This window comes from Shinella yambaruensis, from assembly GCF_022899355.1.
In the GTDB taxonomy this organism is placed as follows: domain Bacteria; phylum Pseudomonadota; class Alphaproteobacteria; order Rhizobiales; family Rhizobiaceae; genus Shinella; species Shinella yambaruensis.
In genome coordinates, this window is the sequence record NZ_JALJCK010000005.1 from 288344 (window position 1) to 305192 (window position 16849).

The following is a 16849-nucleotide window of genomic DNA, read 5'->3' on the forward strand; positions in this document are numbered from 1 at the left end:
GAGGGGGGTATCCCGGCTGCGGACTATGACCGTCGCCTCAAAACGCCGACAGCTTCTCGTCGAGCGCCCGTTTCAACTCGTCGCGGATGCCCGCGGAGGCGGCCAGCACCTCCTCGGCCCTGACGAAATCGAGCACGCGGAAGCGGCCGACATCGGGGCGGAGGAAAATGTCCGGCGCGCCCTTTTCCAGCTTCAGCGTGACGATGGAGCGCATGGTGAGCTGGGTGGCGCCGTAGAGGCTGTCGATGCTGTTGGGCATGCCGGCCGTGCCGGCGGGCGGGTGGCCGATGACGTCGACGCCGATGGTGATGTCCGCCTTGCCGAGGAGATGATCGAAGGGCACCGGGTTCCACAGGCCGCCGTCGATCATCACCCGGCCGTCTATCACCACCGGGCGGAAGACGGCGGGCAGCGCGGCGGAGGCGGCGATCGCCGGCAAGAGCAGGCCGCTGTCGCAGACGCATTCGCACTGCGCGTAATAATCCGCGGTGACGATCTTCAGGGGAATGGAAAGCCCCTCGAAGGTCTCCGGCAGCCTTTCCGGCAGGAAGGCCTTGAGGATGCGCTCCAGGTCGAACTGGCCGACGCGGAAGCCGCGCGCGACGACCTCGGAAAAGCGGGTGGGCCGGAGGCTCCAGAGGCGATTCATGATGCGGCCCGGATGGCCGATGGCGGCCAGCGTGTGCTCGCGGATCTCCCGGCCCGTCATGCCGGCCGCCCTTGCCGCGCCCATGACGGCGCCGATCGACGCGCCGGAGATCAGCACCGGGCGGATGCCGAGTTCGTCCAGCACCTCGATGACATGGATATGGGCAAGCCCGCGCGCGCCGCCGCCGCCAAGCGCGATGGCGACAGTCGGGCTGTCGGCTTGCGGCCGGTTTGCGGAAACGAGGGCTTCGGTCATGGCTCAGGTCTCCGGTTCGTTTCGGCAGCGCCGGCGAAAGGATCAGCCGGGGCGATAGCGGTAGAAATGCATGCGCGTGTCGCCGAAGGTGCGGACCTCCAGCAGCTCGTAGCCATCGACGACGGCAGGCTGAATATCGGCACGCTCCTCGAGGATCGCAAGGGCGCCGCCGACGAGCCAGCCGCCGCGGGCGGCCGCGTCGAGCGCCCGCTCGCCGAGGCCCTTGGCATAGGGCGGATCGGCAAAGAGCAGGTAGAACGGCTCCATCGTGCCGACGCCGCCGAGCGAGGTGGCATCGCGCCGGAAGATCTTCGCGCGGCCGATCACGCCGAGCGCCTCGATGTTGGAATGCAGGAGCCCCCTGCCCTCGACGCCCTGTTCGACGAAGAGCACCGCGCGCGCGCCGCGTGACAGCGCCTCGAGGCCGACGGCGCCGGTGCCGGCGAAGAGATCGAGCACGCGCGTGCCGTCGAGCGCCTCGGGATAGGCGTGCGAGAGGATGTTGAACAGGCTTTCGCGCGTGCGGTCGGTCGTCGGGCGGATATCGTCCGACTTCGGCGTCGCCAGCGACCGGCCGCGGAATTCACCGCCGACGATGCGCACGGCCGCTTACTTCCCCTTGCCGCGCGGGCGGCTGCCGCCTGCCGGACGGCCACTACCGGGCTTGCCGCCCGAAGGCCGCCCACCCGGCTTGCCGCCGAAGGACTTGCCGCCGGGTTTTCCGCCGAACGGCTTGCCGCCATCGCGGCGCGGCGGGCGATCCCCGAAGGACCGTTCGCCCTCTGCGCGGGGTTTGCGATCCCCGAAGGAACGCTCCCCTTCCGCGCGCGGCTTGCGGTCGCCACGGGCCGGGCGGTCCCCGAAGGAGCGCTCGCCCTCTGCGCGCGGCCGGCGATCGCCGCGCGGCGGGCGGTCACCGAAATCACGGGAAGAGCGGTCGTCGCCGGCGCCGGAGCGCTTGCGGCCGAAACCGCCGCGGCCCTCATCACCACGATCGCCGGTTTCAGGCGCGCTGGCGCGGATCCATTCGCCGTCCTCGTCGCGCGTCTTCAGGATGCGCGGCTTTTCCGCCCGGTCGTCGCCGGGACGGCCGCGGGCCGGGCCCTTGCGGTCCGGGTCGAACTTCTTGGCCGAGCGCGTCAGCGCGCCATCGGCGGTGCGGCCGTAGCGCTTGGTCTTCGGCGCGCCTTCGGGGCGCTCGCGCGGCTCGCGCTTCACGCCCTCGGCGGCTTCCGCCTTCTTCTCGGCAACGGGACGGGCGCCGGGGGCCATCCAGACATTCGACTTGCGGGCGCGCACGGCCGGTTCGCGCTTCGGCTTGCCGTCGAAACGGTCCTCGTCGCGGCCACGGCCGCCGCCCTGCGGCTTGTCGGCAAAGCGGTCGTCGCGCCGGGTGTCGAGGCGGGCGCGCGCCTTCTCGCGGCGGTCCTCCGGCTTCTCGCGCCGGCCGGCCGGCTTTTCGCCCCAGGCCGGAGCCTCGCTACGGCTCTTCGGCGCCGGCTTCTCGTCCACGTCGACCGACGCATGGTCGAACAGCGGCGCGTCGAAATTCGCCTTGGATTCCTCGATGAGGCGCGGGCCAAGCTGGTCGCGCAGCGTGCGGCCGCGGATCTCCTGGGCATGGCCTTCCGGCAGTTCGCCGAGCTGGAACGGGCCGTAGGAGATGCGGATCAGGCGGTTCACGTCGAGGCCGAGCGCGCCGAGCACGTTCTTGACCTCGCGGTTCTTGCCTTCGCGAAGCCCCAGCGTCAGCCAGACATTGGTGCCCTGCGTCTTGTCCAGCGTCGCATCGATCGCGCCGTAGAGCACGCCGTCGACGGCGATGCCCTCCTTCAGCTTGTCGAGATCGGCCTGCTCGATCTTGCCGTGGGCGCGCACGCGGTAGCGCCGCAGCCAGCCGGTGGTCGGCAGCTCCAGCATGCGCGCGAGGCCGCCGTCATTGGTCAAGAGCAGGAGGCCTTCGGTGTTGATGTCGAGGCGGCCGACGGACATGACGCGCGGAAGGTCCTCAGGCAGGTTCTCGAAAACGGTCGGGCGGCCCTCGGGGTCGGCATTGGTCGTCACCAGGCCGGCCGGCTTGTGGTAGAGCCAGAGGCGTGTGCGCTCGATGCCGCGGATCGGCACGCCGTCCACTTCGATATGATCGGCAAGCGTGGCGTTGAGCACGGGCGTGTCCAGCACCGTGCCGTTCACGCTGACCCGGCCCTCCATGATCATGCGCTCGACATCGCGGCGCGAGGCGACGCCTGCGCGCGCCAAGAGCTTGGAGATGCGCTCCGGCGCCAGCTCAGCGCTGGCGGGTGCGGCCGGTGCCGGCTTGGCGGCACGGGCGGGCTTGCCGCCGCTCGGCGCGGACTTGCCCGCGAACGGCTTCTTGGCGCCCGACGGCTTGCCGGCGGAAAAGGGCTTCTTGCCCGCTGCGGCCGATGCGCCGCGCGGCTTGTGATCACGGCCCGCGGGCTTGGCGCCCGGCCGTTTTGGCTTGTCTTTGGATGTCATATGTGTTGCCTGCGTTTTGCCGTGTCCTATCAGGTCAGGCGTCCGGGGTTAAGAGGAATTCGTGCCGCTCATGACAAATCGCTTCATGGAGATCGCGCTTGAGGAAGCCCGCGCCGCCGGCGCGCGGGGCGAGGTGCCGGTCGGGGCGGTGCTGGTGATGGACGGCGCGGTCATCGCGCGCGCCGGCAACCGCACGCGGGCGGAGAACGACGTGACCGCCCATGCCGAGGTCGCCGTCATCCGCGCGGCCGCCGGCAAGCTCGGGCAGGAACGCCTCGCCGGCGCCGACCTCTACGTGACGCTGGAGCCCTGCACGCTCTGCGCCGCCGCCATTTCCTTCGCCCGTATCCGCCGGCTCTACTATGGCGCGGAAGATCCGAAGGGCGGCGCGGTGGACAATGGCGTGCGCTTCTTCGCCCAGCCGACCTGCCATCACGCGCCGGACGTCTATTCCGGCATCGGCGGCCTGGAAGCGGCGGCGATCCTGAAGGATTTTTTTGCCGAGCGGCGCTGACCGGGCTTTTGGAGCATTTCCGCTTTTCCTGAGAATTGCGAAAACGCTCCATATCTCATCCGGCCGCGAACTTCTCCAGCTTGTCGCCGTCGAGGCGATAGCGGATCCATTCCGACTGCGGTTCGGCGCCGAGTGCCTCGTAGACGCGGATGGCCGGCGCGTTCCAGTCGAGCACGCTCCATTCGAAACGCCCGCAGCCCTCCTCCACCGCGATGCGGGCGAGATGGCGCAGCAGCATCCTGCCGACGCCGGCGCCGCGATGGGCGGGCGTCACGTAGAGGTCCTCGAGGTAGAGCCCGTTCTTCGCCTGCCAGGTCGAATAGGTCTTGAAGAAGACGGCGGAACCGGCCGGCTCGCCCTCCTCCGTCTCGCAGATCACCGCACGGGTGACGGACCCCTCGCCGAACAGCGAGGCGGCGACGGTCTCTTCCGTCGCGGCGACCTCGTCGAGGGCGTTTTCATAATCGGCAAGTTCGCGGATGAAACGCAGGATGGTCGCGGCATCGCCCGCCGACGCCGCCCGAATGCGATAGTCCGTCACGGACTTAGAACGGCCACCAGGAGGAACCGCTCTGCTTGGCCGCCTTGGCTTCCTTCTTGCGGCGGCGCTCCTTGACACGCTCCGGCTCGCCGAGATCGGCCTGGGCCTCCTCGGGAAGGCGGCGGTAATCCAGCGGCGGATCGCTCAGGTAGCGGCGCTTGTCGGCATAGGCCCCCATCTGCAGGCGGCGTGCCTCACGGTAGGCGGCCGTCTGCTCGGAAGCGGACAGCTTGCGGGTCGTCGTGCCCTGCGAGGCGAGCGGCGAGCGGTAGTTGATGTTCGAGCTGTTTTCATCCGCCTCGGCGCGCAGGCGCTCGCGCATGTCCTCCGGGCTCTCGACCCACGCCGGATTGTCCTTGTTGGCGACGGACTGCTGCGGCTCGCTGAGCGCGCCCGCGTCCTTCGGCACGACTAGGCCGCCGCGGGGCTGGTAACGGATATTCTTCGCCTCTTCGTTGCTGCGGCGGAACATGGCGGCGTTGCCGAGGTCCTCCACCAGCTGCTCGCCGGTGCTCTTGCCCGTGCCGTAGGTCGGCCCCATGCAGCCGGTCAGAACGAAGCTTGCGCCCAAGAGACCGACCAGGCCGGTGCGCACCCGAATATTTCGCGTCATTCCCATGAATACCCTTCCAGCAAGGCCGGCGGCCCAAGGCCCAGGCACGGCCGCCGTCCCATGGCGGAAAAATCCGACCATTTTCAGGCAGCATTACCGGATGACGGCGGCAAGCGCAATTCACCCGGGAAGATTGACGGCCGGAAAGCGCCGGCCGTCAACAGAGCCGAGGCGTTTATGCCGCGCGGCGGAAGCCGATCTCGCGCAGCGCCGCCGCATCGCGGGCCGAAACGTCCGGGTAGTCCGGATCGCTGCCGACATCCGTCGTGATGCGCCAGGATCGGGCGCATTTGCGGCCTTCCGCCAGCTTCGGCTCGACGGCGACCTTGGCGACGTCGGCCAGGCGGAAGGCCTCGGCCGGGCCTTCGCCGGCAACCACGCTGATGGCCGAGGTGATGCAGATCTCCGCGAAATCCTGGCCTTCGAGGGCGGCAAGCAGCTCCGGATCGGCGATCGAGACGACCGGGGCAGCCTCCAGCGAAGCACCGATGCGCTTCTCGCGGCGCTCGATCTCCAGCGCGCCGGTGACGACCGAGCGCACAGCGCGGATCTTCTCCCACTTGGCTTCGAGCGCATCGTCGCGCCATTCGGCCGGGACCGCCGGGAACTGCTCGAGATGCACCGAGACGGCATCGGGCCTCAGCGACAGCCAGGCCTCTTCCATCGTGAAGGGCAGCATGGGGGCAAGCCAGGTGACGAGGCATTCGAACAGCTTGCGGATGACGCAGAGCGCCGCGCGGCGCTTCAGCGAGGACGGGGCATCGCAGTAGAGCGCATCCTTGCGGACGTCGAAGTAGAAGGCCGAGAGCTCTACGTTGGAGAAGTCGATCAGCGCGCGGGCGATCTTCTTGAAATCGAACGCGTCATAGCCCTCGCGCACGAGCGCGTCGAGTTCCGACAGCCGGTGCAGCATCAGCCGTTCCAGCTCCGGCATATCGGCATGGGCGATCTCCTCGCCCGTGTCGTGCGCCAGCGTGCCCAGCATCCAGCGCACCGTGTTGCGCAGCTTGCGGTAGGCGTCGATGTTGGTCTGGATGATCGTCTTGCCGAGGCGCTGGTCTTCCCAGTAGTCCGTCGTCATCACCCAGAGGCGCAGGATGTCGGCGCCCGATTCCTTCATCACGTCCTGCGGCGAGACGACGTTGCCCTTGGACTTCGACATCTTCTCGCCCTTCTCGTCCATGGTGAAGCCATGGGTGATGACGGCATTATAGGGCGCGCGGCCGCGTGTCGCGCAGCTTTCGAGCAGCGAGGAGTGGAACCAGCCGCGGTGCTGGTCGGAGCCTTCGAGATAGACGTCGGCCGGCCATTTCAGGTCCGGGCGGTCCTCGAGCGTGAAGGTGTGCGTCGAGCCCGAATCGAACCAGACGTCGAGAATGTCCATGACCTGCGTCCACCTGGCCAGATCATGGTCATTGCCGAGGAAGCGCTCCTTGGCGCCCTCGGCGAACCAGGCGTCGGCGCCCTCCTTCTCGAAGGCCTCGATGATGCGGGCATTGACGGCGTCGTCGACCAGGACCTCGCCGTTCTCGTCTGCGAAGACGGCGATCGGCACGCCCCAGGCGCGCTGGCGCGACAGCACCCAGTCCGGGCGGCTCTCGATCATGGCGCGCAGGCGGTTCTGGCCGGTGGCGGGCACGAAGCGGGTGTCGTCGATCGCCGCGAGCGAACGCGAGCGCAGCGTCGTGCCGTCGCCGAGTTCCTTGTCCATGTAGACGAACCATTGCGGCGTGTTGCGGAAGATCACCGGTTTCTTGGAGCGCCAGGAATGCGGGTAGGAATGCTTCAGGCGGCCCCGGGCGAACAGGGTGTTGGCGGCGATGAGCGCCTTGATGACGCGCTCGTTGGCATCGCCCTTCTTGCCGTTGTCGTCCATGACGCGCGCGCCCTCGAAGCCGGGGGCGTCTGCGGTGTAGAAGCCGGCGTCGTCGACCGGGAACGGGATTTTCGAGGAGATACCGCGCGCTTCGAGTTCCCGGGCCTTGGCGGTCCAGGCATCGAAGTCCTCGCGGCCGTGGCTGGGTGCCGTATGCACGAAGCCGGTGCCGGCGTCGTCGGTGACGTGGTCGCCATCGAGCAGCGGGACCGGGAACGTGTAGCCGAGGTCCTTCAGCGGATGGGCGCAGGTGAGCGCGGCGAGTTCGGCCGGCTCGATATCGCGCACGAACCTGAAGGTGAGCTTCGCCTTCGCGGCCGCCTCATCGGCAAGGCGCGTCGCGAAGATCAGCTTCTCGCCGGGCTGCGGGCCGAAATCGTTCTGCGCGCTTTCGACTTCGAACAGGCCGTAGGGATAGCGCGAGGAGAAGGCGATGGCGCGGTTGCCGGGGATCGTCCAGGGCGTGGTCGTCCAGATGACGACATAGTTGCCCTGAAGGTCGGCGGTGCCTTCCACGATCGGGAACTTCACCCAGATCATGTCGCTCTCGACGTCGGCATATTCCACCTCGGCCTCCGCCAGCGCCGTGCGCTCGACGACCGACCACATGACGGGCTTGGAGCCGCGGTAGAGCTGGCCGGATTTCGCGATCTTCAGCAGTTCGCCGGCGATGCGGGCCTCGGCGTGGAAATTCATCGTCGTGTAGGGATTGTCGAAGTCGCCCTCGATGCCGAGGCGCTTGAACTCGTCCGACTGGATCTTGATCCAGCCGGTGGCGAAGTCGCGGCATTCCCTGCGGAATTCGTTGACCGGCACCTCGTCCTTGTTCTTGCCCTTCTCGCGGTACTTCTCCTCGATCTTCCATTCGATCGGAAGGCCGTGGCAGTCCCAGCCGGGCACGTAGTTGGCGTCATAGCCGCGCATCTGGAACGAGCGGTTGATGACGTCCTTGAGGATCTTGTTCAGCGCGTGGCCGATATGGATGTTGCCGTTGGCATAGGGCGGGCCGTCGTGCAGCACGAATTTTTCGCGGCCGGCCGCGGAGGCGCGCAGCTTCTTGTAGAGACCCATCTTCTGCCAGCGGGCCACCGTTTCCGGCTCCTTCTGCGGCAGGCCGGCGCGCATCGGGAAATCCGTCTGCGGCAGGTAGAGGGTGGAGGAATAATCGACTTTTTCGGGCGTATCGGTCATGGGTATGGCTATCGTCTCGTCGCGCGCATCTTTCGCGCATGCGGGGAAGGTGTCAGGTCATGCAATGGGCACTGACGGCGGGGGCGCTTTCGAAACGCCCGAAATCCCGGACCTTCCGGCCTCGCTCAGAGCGCGCGGAAGGCCGGGCCACTAATTCGCAGATCGATGGTCAGCCGGTCGAGCATCATGCGCGCGGTCTTACGGCGTTTTGGGCGGTTTGAAAAGACATGACGAGCGGCAAAGCCGCGGCGGGACGCTGACAAAGACTGCCAGACCTCTCCTTCGTCATCCTCGGGCTTGACCCGAGGATCCATAAGCCGTTGAAAAAAATGGATCCTCGGGTCAAGCCCGAGGATGACGAAGGAGAATGGGGCAAGATTCGTCAACAAATTGCCGACGGTAATGCCGTCGCTTGCGATCAGAAACAGAGCCGCCGATCGATGTCTCCAAGCGGCGAAACACCGGAGAGCAGCGCCCGTGCCTCCTCCTCGTCGCGCTTCATCTGCACGACGAGCGCATCGAGGCCGTCGAACTTCAGTTCGTCGCGCAGGTGGCCGAAGAAGGAGACGGCGCAGACCTCGCCGTAGAGGTCGCCGGAGAAATCGAAGAGGAAGGTTTCGAGCAGCGGCGCGCCGTCCGCATCGACCGTCGGGCGGCGGCCGTAGCTGGCGACGCCGTCGTGGAGGCTTCCGTCGGGCCGGCGGAAGCGCACGGCGTAGATGCCGCTGCGCAGTTCCACTTCCGGCGGAAGCTGCATGTTGGCGGTCGGATAGCCGAGCGTGCGGCCGAGCTTCTTGCCGTCGATGACCTCGGCCTCCACCGTGTAGCGGTAGCCGAGCTGGCCGGCGGCTTCCGCAACCGCGCCTTCGCCGAGCAGGGCGCGGATGAAGCTGGAGGAGATGACCGAGGCGTTCTCGTCGCGGAAGGCATCGACCAGCGTGACGCCAAAACCGTTTTCCTGGCCGGCGGCCATCAGGAAGGCCGGCCCGCCTTCCCTGCCCTTGCCGAAGTGGAAATCGAAGCCGGTGACGACCTCGGACGCGTGCAGCCAGTCCATCAGGACGGTGCGGATGAAATCGTGCGCGGAGATTTCGGAGAAGCTGCGGTCGAACGGGTATTCGATGACGGCGGAAAAACCCATGCCTTCAAGAATGCGGGCCTTCAGCGGCGCCGGCGTCAGGCGGAAGACCGGGCGCTCGGGCCGGAAGACCGTGCGCGGATGCGGCTCGAAGGTCAGCACCAGGGCGGGAATGCCGCGCTCGGCGGCGATATCGAGCGCCCGCTGCAGAACGGCCTGGTGGCCGCGATGCACGCCGTCGAAATTGCCGATGGCGACGACGCCGCCGCGCAGGTGCTTCGGCAGCGGCTCCCTCGTCTCGTTCCTGTGAAACACCGTCATGACGACCGTCTCCGTCACTGCAACCGGGGCATCCACCATTTCGGGTGGGCGCCCTCGCGTTTCAGGAAGGCCTCCAGCTTCGCCTCGTCCGTGCGACCGCCCTCGACATAGTCCTGCGCGTGGATGCCACCCGAAATATACAGCACGTCGAGGCCGAAGGCCTCCGCGCCGCGCACGTCCGTCGGCATGCCGTCGCCGATGGCGATCACCCGCGAGAGGTCGAAATCGCCGCGCACCTCGCGCGCCTCGGCGATCGATTTCTCGTAGATCGGGCGGTGCGGCTTGCCGGCGATCCGGGTGGCTCCGCCCAGTTCCTCATAGAGCTTGGCGATCGCGCCGGCACAGGGAATGAGCTTGTGGCCGCGCTCGACGACGAGGTCGGGATTGGCGCAGATGAAGGGCAGTTCCCGCGCCGCGAGCGCCGTCAACTCGGCGCGATAATCCTCGACGGTTTCCGTCTCGTCGCTGCGCAGGCCCGCGCAGACGACGATGCCGGCCTCCTCCAGCCCGACCGGCTCGACGCCGAGGCCGTCGAGCAGCGGCAGGTCCTTTTCGGCGCCGATGAAGTAGATGTTCTTCGGCCCCCCGGCGATCAGCGCGCGGGTGACGTCGCCGGACGTGACGATCCGGTCGTAGGCGTCATCCGTCACGCCAAGGCCGCGGATCTGCACTTTCACACCCGGATGCGGGCGCGGGGAATTGGTGATCAGCACGACTGTCAGCCCGGCCACGCGGGCGGCGGCGAGCGCTTCGGAAGCATGGGAGAAGGCTTCGACGCCATTGTGCAGGACGCCCCAGACGTCGCAAAGGACCACGTCATAATGCTGCGTGATGTCGCGGAAGGATTGGATGCGGTGAGCCATCAGGGATTCCCGTGTCGAGATCGAGCCCGGCTGACATTGCAAAGCGACGGCAAGAAAACAAGCCTCTCCGCACATTTTTGCCCCATCGGCGGGCAAACGGATGAAAATTCACCGCGCCGTCTTGATGGCGTGCGATGACGCTCCCATCTGGCGGCTGCGGTAACCATACCGGGCGAAAAATTTTGCAGGCGCCGTTCTTGACTCCAAACGCCCAGCCGCCTATCTCGGCATCGCTAGCACTCACGAAAGACGAGTGCTAACATCAATCCACCGGATCCATCTCGCGATCCGCAATGTCATTTGATCGAGGGATAAGACAATGGCAAGCACCACCTTCCGCCCGCTTCATGATCGCGTCGTCGTTCGTCGCGTCGAATCCGAAGCCAAGACCAAGGGCGGCATCATCATTCCGGACACCGCCAAGGAAAAGCCGCAGGAAGGCGAAGTCGTCGCCGTCGGCTCCGGCGCCCGCGATGAAAGCGGCAAGGTCGTCGCGCTCGACGTCAAGGCCGGCGACCGCGTCCTGTTCGGCAAGTGGTCGGGCACCGAAGTCAAGCTCGACGGCGAAGACCTTCTGATCATGAAGGAAGCCGACATCATGGGCATCATCGGCTGATCCGCCGCTAATCCTTTCCCAATTCAGCTGACACCTCTTCAGGAGTTCTCACAATGGCAGCCAAAGAAGTCAAATTCGGCCGCACCGCGCGCGAAAAGATGCTGCGTGGCGTCGACGTCCTCGCAGACGCCGTGAAGGTAACCCTCGGCCCGAAGGGCCGCAACGTCGTCATCGACAAGTCCTTCGGCGCTCCGCGCATCACCAAGGACGGCGTTTCCGTCGCCAAGGAAATCGAACTGGACGACAAGTTCGAGAACATGGGCGCCCAGCTCGTCCGTGAAGTCGCTTCCAAGACCAACGACATCGCCGGCGACGGCACGACGACCGCGACCGTTCTTGCTCAGGCCATCGTTCGCGAAGGCCACAAGGCCGTTGCCGCCGGCATGAACCCGATGGACCTGAAGCGCGGCATCGACCTCGCCGTCGCCGAAGTCGTCAAGGATCTTCAGGCCAAGGCCAAGAAGATCAACACCTCGGAAGAAGTCGCCCAGGTCGGCACGATCTCCGCGAACGGCGACAAGCAGGTCGGCCTCGACATTGCCGAAGCCATGCAGAAGGTCGGCAACGAAGGCGTCATCACGGTTGAAGAAGCCAAGACCGCCGAGACGGAACTCGAAGTCGTCGAAGGCATGCAGTTCGACCGCGGCTACCTGTCGCCCTACTTCGTGACCAACCCGGAAAAGATGGTCGCAGACCTCGAAGACGCTTACATTCTCCTGCACGAGAAGAAGCTCTCGAACCTCCAGGCCATGCTGCCGGTGCTCGAAGCCGTCGTCCAGACCGGCAAGCCGCTGGTCATCGTCGCTGAAGATGTCGAAGGCGAAGCCCTCGCGACCCTCGTCGTCAACAAGCTGCGTGGCGGCCTCAAGATCGCTGCCGTCAAGGCTCCGGGCTTCGGCGACCGCCGCAAGGCCATGCTGGAAGACATCGCCATCCTGACGGGCGGCACGGTCATCTCCGAAGACCTCGGCATCAAGCTCGAGAACGTCACGCTCGACATGCTCGGCAAGGCCAAGAAGGTCTCGATCTCCAAGGAAAACACGACGATCGTCGACGGTGCCGGCCAGAAGGCCGAAATCGAAGGCCGCGTCGCGCAGATCAAGGCCCAGATCGAGGAAACCACCTCCGACTACGACCGCGAGAAGCTGCAGGAACGCCTTGCCAAGCTCGCCGGCGGCGTTGCCGTCATCCGCGTCGGCGGCTCGACGGAAGTCGAAGTGAAGGAAAAGAAGGACCGCATCGACGACGCCCTCAACGCGACGCGCGCTGCCGTTCAGGAAGGCATCGTACCGGGCGGCGGCGTTGCCCTGCTGCGTTCCTCCGTCAAGATCGCCTCCAAGGGCGAGAACGACGACCAGGAAGCCGGCATCAACATCGTGCGCAAGGCTCTCCAGGCCCTCGTTCGCCAGATCGCGGAAAATGCAGGTGACGAAGCTTCGATCGTCGTCGGCAAGATCCTCGACAAGAACGAAGACAACTACGGCTACAACGCCCAGACCGGCGAATACGGCGACCTGATCTCGCTCGGCATCGTCGACCCGGTCAAGGTCGTCCGCACGGCGCTTCAGAACGCCGCCTCGGTTGCCTCGCTGCTGATCACGACGGAAGCCATGATCGCCGAGCTGCCGAAGAAGGACGCTCCGGCCGGCATGCCTGGCGGCATGGGCGGCATGGGCGGCATGGACATGATGTGATAGGCGCAAGCCTATCGCAGCGTGACCATCAAGCTTCGCCCATGCACTAAAGTTGGTTCAGCGCGTCAAGCGCGCTGAACTGGCGGCATGGACATGATGTGACAGGCGCAAGCCTGCACATCTGAGCCATCCGGTTCAATTCGGAAGGGGCGGTCTTCGGGCCGCCCCTTTTGCGTTTGAACGGCGGGCGGCATCTGTATCGTTGCCGTGAAAAGAATTTTTCCAATTGTACAATAATTATCAAAAAGCCGTTGATGGCATCAAAAAACCAACTATAAAGACGCTCCAAGTGAACTTTAAAGATTCACGGGGGATTCAGCCGCTGAAACTCGACGGGACTACAGTCGATTTATCGTGCAGCCGGATGTCCCCAAGCACTGGAAAGAAACCGCCGGAAGACCTGCATGAAGGTCAGCGGCGGTCTTCGCGCGTACGTCCGATCCGATAGCACAGACGGAGCCGGATGCAGTTCAGTACATAAGAAAGTGGTTCGGCGGGCTTCGATGGTTGTCAGCCGGGACTGCTTTTTAGCATGTCTTGCGCCGTCAAGGGCGGGACATGTCGGCTAAATTCGAGCAACTGCCTGAGGTCGTAGGTGTTCAAGATAATCAAGACTGATCTCTCGTCGCCCTTTCTGCCGGGCTCGATGGGGTTCGACGAAACAGACAACGAACTGCTCACGCAATATTGCGTGACGGAGCGCTGGACCGGCGATCTTTCCAACGGACTCTTCATGCTGGGCGACAAGGCGGCGCTGGCGCATGGCCTGCCGCAGCGCACCTGCGGCCTCCTGAACCTCATCCGCTGCTACGAGCCGCTCGACCGCACGCGCGTGCTGGAACTCTTCGAGCAGGCGGCCGCGTCCTCGTCATCCTTCTGCTTCTCAACGACCATCCATCTCGACGGCGCACCGCGCCAGCCGGTGTTCTGCGTCGGGGAATCGACGGGCCTGGAGGAGAAGTATGCCGGCTCCATCATCGGCGTCTTCATCTTCCCCCGTTTCCAGATCGACCTCGCCGGCCGCCGCTTCAAGCGGCAGTAGGGGTTGGCAGCGACCCCGTTTGCGACGGACGCCTACCCCCCTCTGGCCTGCCGGCCATCTCCCCCTCAAGGGGGGAGATCAGCAAGACGCAGGGCATTGCCTTTTCCGCAGCGTTTGTGATGGGCGAGGCGGTTCTCCATCCGATCTCCCCCCCTTGAGGGGGAGATGGCCGGCAGGCCAGAGGGGGGTGCTGCCAAGCCTCACGCCGCCTCGCTCGCCTCAGGCCCCATGCGGATGCGCTCCACCGGCACCGGACGGCCGAGGAAGTAGCCCTGGGCCTCGTCGCACCCCTCGTCCAGCAGGATGTCGAGCTGGCTGCGCGTCTCCACGCCTTCCGCCAGAACCGGCACGCGCAGCGTCTGGCCGAGCGCCAGGATGGCGCGGATGATGGCCTTCGCCTCGGGGCTCGCCTCCACCTCGCTCATGAAGCTGCGATCGAGCTTGATCTTGTCGAAGGGGAAGGCGCGCAGGGTTTCCAGCGAGGAATAGCCCGTGCCGAAATCGTCGATGGCGATGGTGACGCCGAAGACCTTGATGCGGCGGAGCGTCTGGAGGGCCCGCTCCTTGTCGCCGATGATGGTCGATTCGGTGATTTCCAGCTCCAGCCGGTGCGGGCTGAGGCCCGTATCCAGCAGCACCCGGTGCACGAGGTCGGCCACGTCGGCATTGCCGAGCTGCACCGGCGACAGGTTGACGGCGATCTTGTGGTCGTTGTCCCAGGTCGCGGCCTCGCGGCAGGCCTCGCGCAGCACCCATTCGCCGATCGGCAGGATGGCGCCGCACTCTTCCGCGATCGGGATGAATTCGCCCGGCGGGATCGTGCCGCGCATCGGATGGTGCCAGCGCAGCAGCACCTCGTAACCGATCGTATCCCCGGTGGTGACCGCCTTCTGCACCTGGTAATGGAGCTGGAGCTCGTTGCGCTCCACCGCCTGCCACAGATCGTTTGCGATGAGGCGGCGGCTGCGGGCGGCCTCGTCCATCGAGACCTCATAGAAGCAGACCCGCTCGGTCAGCGCTTCCTTGGCGCGATACATGGCAAGGTCGGCATTGTTGAGCAGGGCCTCGAGATTGTCGGCATCCTGCGGATAGATCGCCACGCCGAGGCTGGCACCCGGCTTGATATCGTAGCCGTCGATGCGGATTTCCTCGTGGAGGCAGGCTTCCAGCCGCTGGATGAAATCGTGGAGGTCGGACACATCCTCGAAGCGCTTTGCCGCGGCGAACTCGTCGCCGCCGAAGCGGGCGACCGTCTCATCGGCCTCAAGGCAGGCCTGCATGCGCTTCGAAAGCGTCATCAGCACCTCGTCGCCCGCGGCATGGCCGCGCGTGTCGTTGATTTCCTTGAACTTGTCGAGGTCGATGCCGATCGCCGCCACCTTGCCGCCGAAGCGCTTCGCCGAATCGAGATCGGCTTCGAGACGGTTGTTGAAGCTTGCGCGGTTCGGCAGGCCCGTCAGGCTGTCATGGCGGGCGAGGAAGGAGATCTGCTCCTCCGAGCGCAGGCGCTCGGACACGTCCTCATAGGTGGCGACCCACGCGCCGTCCGGCAGTGTGCGATAGCGCAGCTGCACGGAAATGCCGCTTGCCAGCTTCTCGACGATCACGCCGCTGTCATTGGCCTGGATGGCGGCGCGGCGGCGCGCATACATGTCGCGCGCCCGCGGCTGCCAGACCTCGGGATCGACGAAGACGTCGGCGACGCCCTGGTCGACGATCTCGCGCAGCGTCATGCCGGGGCGGATACGGCCTTCCGGGAAGCCGAAGATCTCGCTGTAGCGCTTGTTGGCGAGCAGCAGGCGCTCGTCCTTGTCGAACAGGCAGAGGCCCTGCGACATGTTTTCCAGCGCCAGGTCAAGGTTCTTCGTCACCTCGGCGAGACGGTCGGCATCGGCCTTTTCCTTCGTCACGTCCTTGGTGATCTTGGCATAGCCGACAAGCGTGCCGCCCGTGTCGTAGATGGCGTCCATCACCACGTTCGCCCAGAAGCGCGAACCGTCCTTGCGATAGCGCCAGCCCTCGTTCTCGTATTTGCCTTCCTCCCGCGCGATCGCCAGCGCCTGCTCCGGCACGCCGGCGGCGCGGTCCTCCTCGCTGTAGAAACGCGAGAAATGCTGGCCGACGATCTCGTGCGCCTTGTAGCCCTTGTTGCGCTCGGCGCCGCCGTTCCAGTTGGCCACGCGGCCGTCCGGATCGAGCATGTAGATGGCATAGTCCTTGACGCCCTGCACCAGCATGGCGAACTGGCGCATGCTCTCGTTTGCCGCAAGCTCGGCCTGCCGCGCGAAGACGGCCGCCGTCAGGCCCGTGAAGAGCAGCGAGAAGGCGACGACGGCGATCAGCGGCGCCATCAGGCCCACGGACAAGATCGTGTCGTCGCTTACCGGCACCAGGCCGGGCGTGAGCGTCACCGCCGCCATGGCGGTGAAATGCAGCGACACGACGCCGAGCGCCATCAGCACGGTGGCGAGCGCCCGGTCGCGAAGCAGCGCCTGCGGGCGCATGCAGAAGACCAGCGCAAGCGCCCCGAAGAGCCCGGCGCAAACGACCGAAGCCGTCACATAGGCGAGGTCCCAATGGAGGGTGCCCGGCACTTCCAGCGCCGCCATGCCGATATAGTGCATGGAGGTGACGCCGGCACCGAGCAGCAGGCCGCCGGCGACGGCCGCGCTCCTGCCGGGAACATAGGTGGCGATGGCAAGGCCGATCGTCGTCACGACGATCGCGACACCGAGCGAGACCAGCGTCAGCTCCATGCCGAAGCCCATGACGACGCCGGGGTCGTAGGCCAGCATGGCGATGAAATGCGTTGCCCAGATGCCGAAGCCGCTCGACGTGCCGGCCGCCCCGAGCCAGAGATTGCGCGCCATGCCCTTGGCAGCCTGCGCCCTTTGCGTCAGCGTCACCGCAACATAACAGGACAGGAAGCAGATGAGGGCTGCGAGCAGGACGAGACGGAGGTCGTGCTCGACGGTCAGGCAGGTCAGAATGCGGAGCATGAAAGGTCACCGGTGGGAATGAGATGGCCCCACTCAGCCGGACAACCCTAAAAAATGAGTGAATTCAGATATGGCGATACCGGGCCGCCAGACCCTAC

At 66.0% G+C, this 16849-nt stretch carries 14 protein-coding genes; 4 read left to right on the top strand and 10 right to left on the bottom strand.

Features of this window, described 5'->3' with window-relative positions:
* Positions 1-37: 37 nt before the first annotated feature.
* The 3 genes from MUU56_RS14020 to MUU56_RS14030 are packed head-to-tail and all read right to left on the bottom strand — an operon-like array spanning position 38 to position 3403.
* Positions 38-904, bottom strand: a complete 867-nt coding sequence (locus MUU56_RS14020) for a patatin-like phospholipase family protein (RefSeq protein WP_244767898.1) — start codon at positions 902-904, stop codon at positions 38-40.
* Positions 905-946: 42 nt separating this feature from the next.
* The gene (gene rsmD / locus MUU56_RS14025) at positions 947-1507 is read right to left on the bottom strand and encodes a 16S rRNA (guanine(966)-N(2))-methyltransferase RsmD (RefSeq protein ID WP_244767899.1); all 561 of its coding nucleotides are present in this window, start codon (positions 1505-1507) and stop codon (positions 947-949) included.
* A gap of 6 nt (positions 1508-1513) precedes the next feature.
* The gene (locus MUU56_RS14030; RefSeq protein WP_244767900.1) at positions 1514-3403 is read right to left on the bottom strand and encodes a pseudouridine synthase; all 1890 of its coding nucleotides are present in this window, start codon (positions 3401-3403) and stop codon (positions 1514-1516) included.
* 70 nt (positions 3404-3473) lie between these two features.
* Between MUU56_RS14030 and MUU56_RS14035 the strand changes: the two genes are divergently transcribed.
* Entirely contained in the window at positions 3474-3917 is a 444-nt protein-coding gene (locus tag MUU56_RS14035; RefSeq protein ID WP_244767901.1) for a nucleoside deaminase, read from the top strand.
* 55 nt (positions 3918-3972) lie between these two features.
* On the opposite strand, the gene MUU56_RS14040 is transcribed toward MUU56_RS14035, so the two are convergent.
* The 6 genes from MUU56_RS14040 to MUU56_RS14065 all read right to left on the bottom strand — a co-directional run bounded on the left by MUU56_RS14040 (position 3973) and on the right by MUU56_RS14065 (position 10400).
* Entirely contained in the window at positions 3973-4458 is a 486-nt protein-coding gene (locus MUU56_RS14040; protein ID WP_244767902.1) for a GNAT family N-acetyltransferase, read from the bottom strand.
* A gap of 4 nt (positions 4459-4462) precedes the next feature.
* On the bottom strand, positions 4463-5077 hold the full coding sequence (locus MUU56_RS14045; protein ID WP_244767903.1) for a hypothetical protein: 615 nt from the start codon (positions 5075-5077) through the stop codon (positions 4463-4465).
* 169 nt (positions 5078-5246) lie between these two features.
* Complete coding sequence (gene ileS / locus MUU56_RS14050) at positions 5247-8138, bottom strand: isoleucine--tRNA ligase (RefSeq protein WP_244767904.1); 2892 nt, start codon at positions 8136-8138, stop codon at positions 5247-5249.
* Between the two features lie 125 nt (positions 8139-8263).
* Positions 8264-8524 (bottom strand): hypothetical protein, encoded by a 261-nt coding sequence (locus tag MUU56_RS14055; RefSeq protein WP_244767905.1) that lies wholly within the window; start codon positions 8522-8524, stop codon positions 8264-8266.
* 32 nt (positions 8525-8556) lie between these two features.
* The gene (locus tag MUU56_RS14060) at positions 8557-9537 is read right to left on the bottom strand and encodes a bifunctional riboflavin kinase/FAD synthetase (protein WP_244767906.1); all 981 of its coding nucleotides are present in this window, start codon (positions 9535-9537) and stop codon (positions 8557-8559) included.
* Between the two features lie 14 nt (positions 9538-9551).
* Positions 9552-10400 (bottom strand): TIGR01459 family HAD-type hydrolase, encoded by an 849-nt coding sequence (locus MUU56_RS14065; protein WP_244767907.1) that lies wholly within the window; start codon positions 10398-10400, stop codon positions 9552-9554.
* A gap of 319 nt (positions 10401-10719) precedes the next feature.
* Between MUU56_RS14065 and groES the strand changes: the two genes are divergently transcribed.
* The 3 genes from groES to MUU56_RS14080 all read left to right on the top strand — a co-directional run bounded on the left by groES (position 10720) and on the right by MUU56_RS14080 (position 13752).
* A complete protein-coding gene (gene groES / locus MUU56_RS14070; protein ID WP_119254427.1) occupies positions 10720-11016 on the top strand; it encodes a co-chaperone GroES in 297 nt (98 codons plus the stop codon).
* A 53-nt stretch (positions 11017-11069) separates the two neighbouring features.
* A complete protein-coding gene (gene groL, locus MUU56_RS14075) occupies positions 11070-12710 on the top strand; it encodes a chaperonin GroEL (protein ID WP_244767908.1) in 1641 nt (546 codons plus the stop codon).
* Positions 12711-13305: 595 nt separating this feature from the next.
* Entirely contained in the window at positions 13306-13752 is a 447-nt protein-coding gene (locus MUU56_RS14080) for a hypothetical protein (protein ID WP_244767909.1), read from the top strand.
* Positions 13753-13952: 200 nt separating this feature from the next.
* Here MUU56_RS14080 and MUU56_RS14085 read toward each other — a convergent pair whose 3' ends face one another.
* Complete coding sequence (locus tag MUU56_RS14085; RefSeq protein WP_244767910.1) at positions 13953-16751, bottom strand: bifunctional diguanylate cyclase/phosphodiesterase; 2799 nt, start codon at positions 16749-16751, stop codon at positions 13953-13955.
* Positions 16752-16849: the final 98 nt, after the last annotated feature.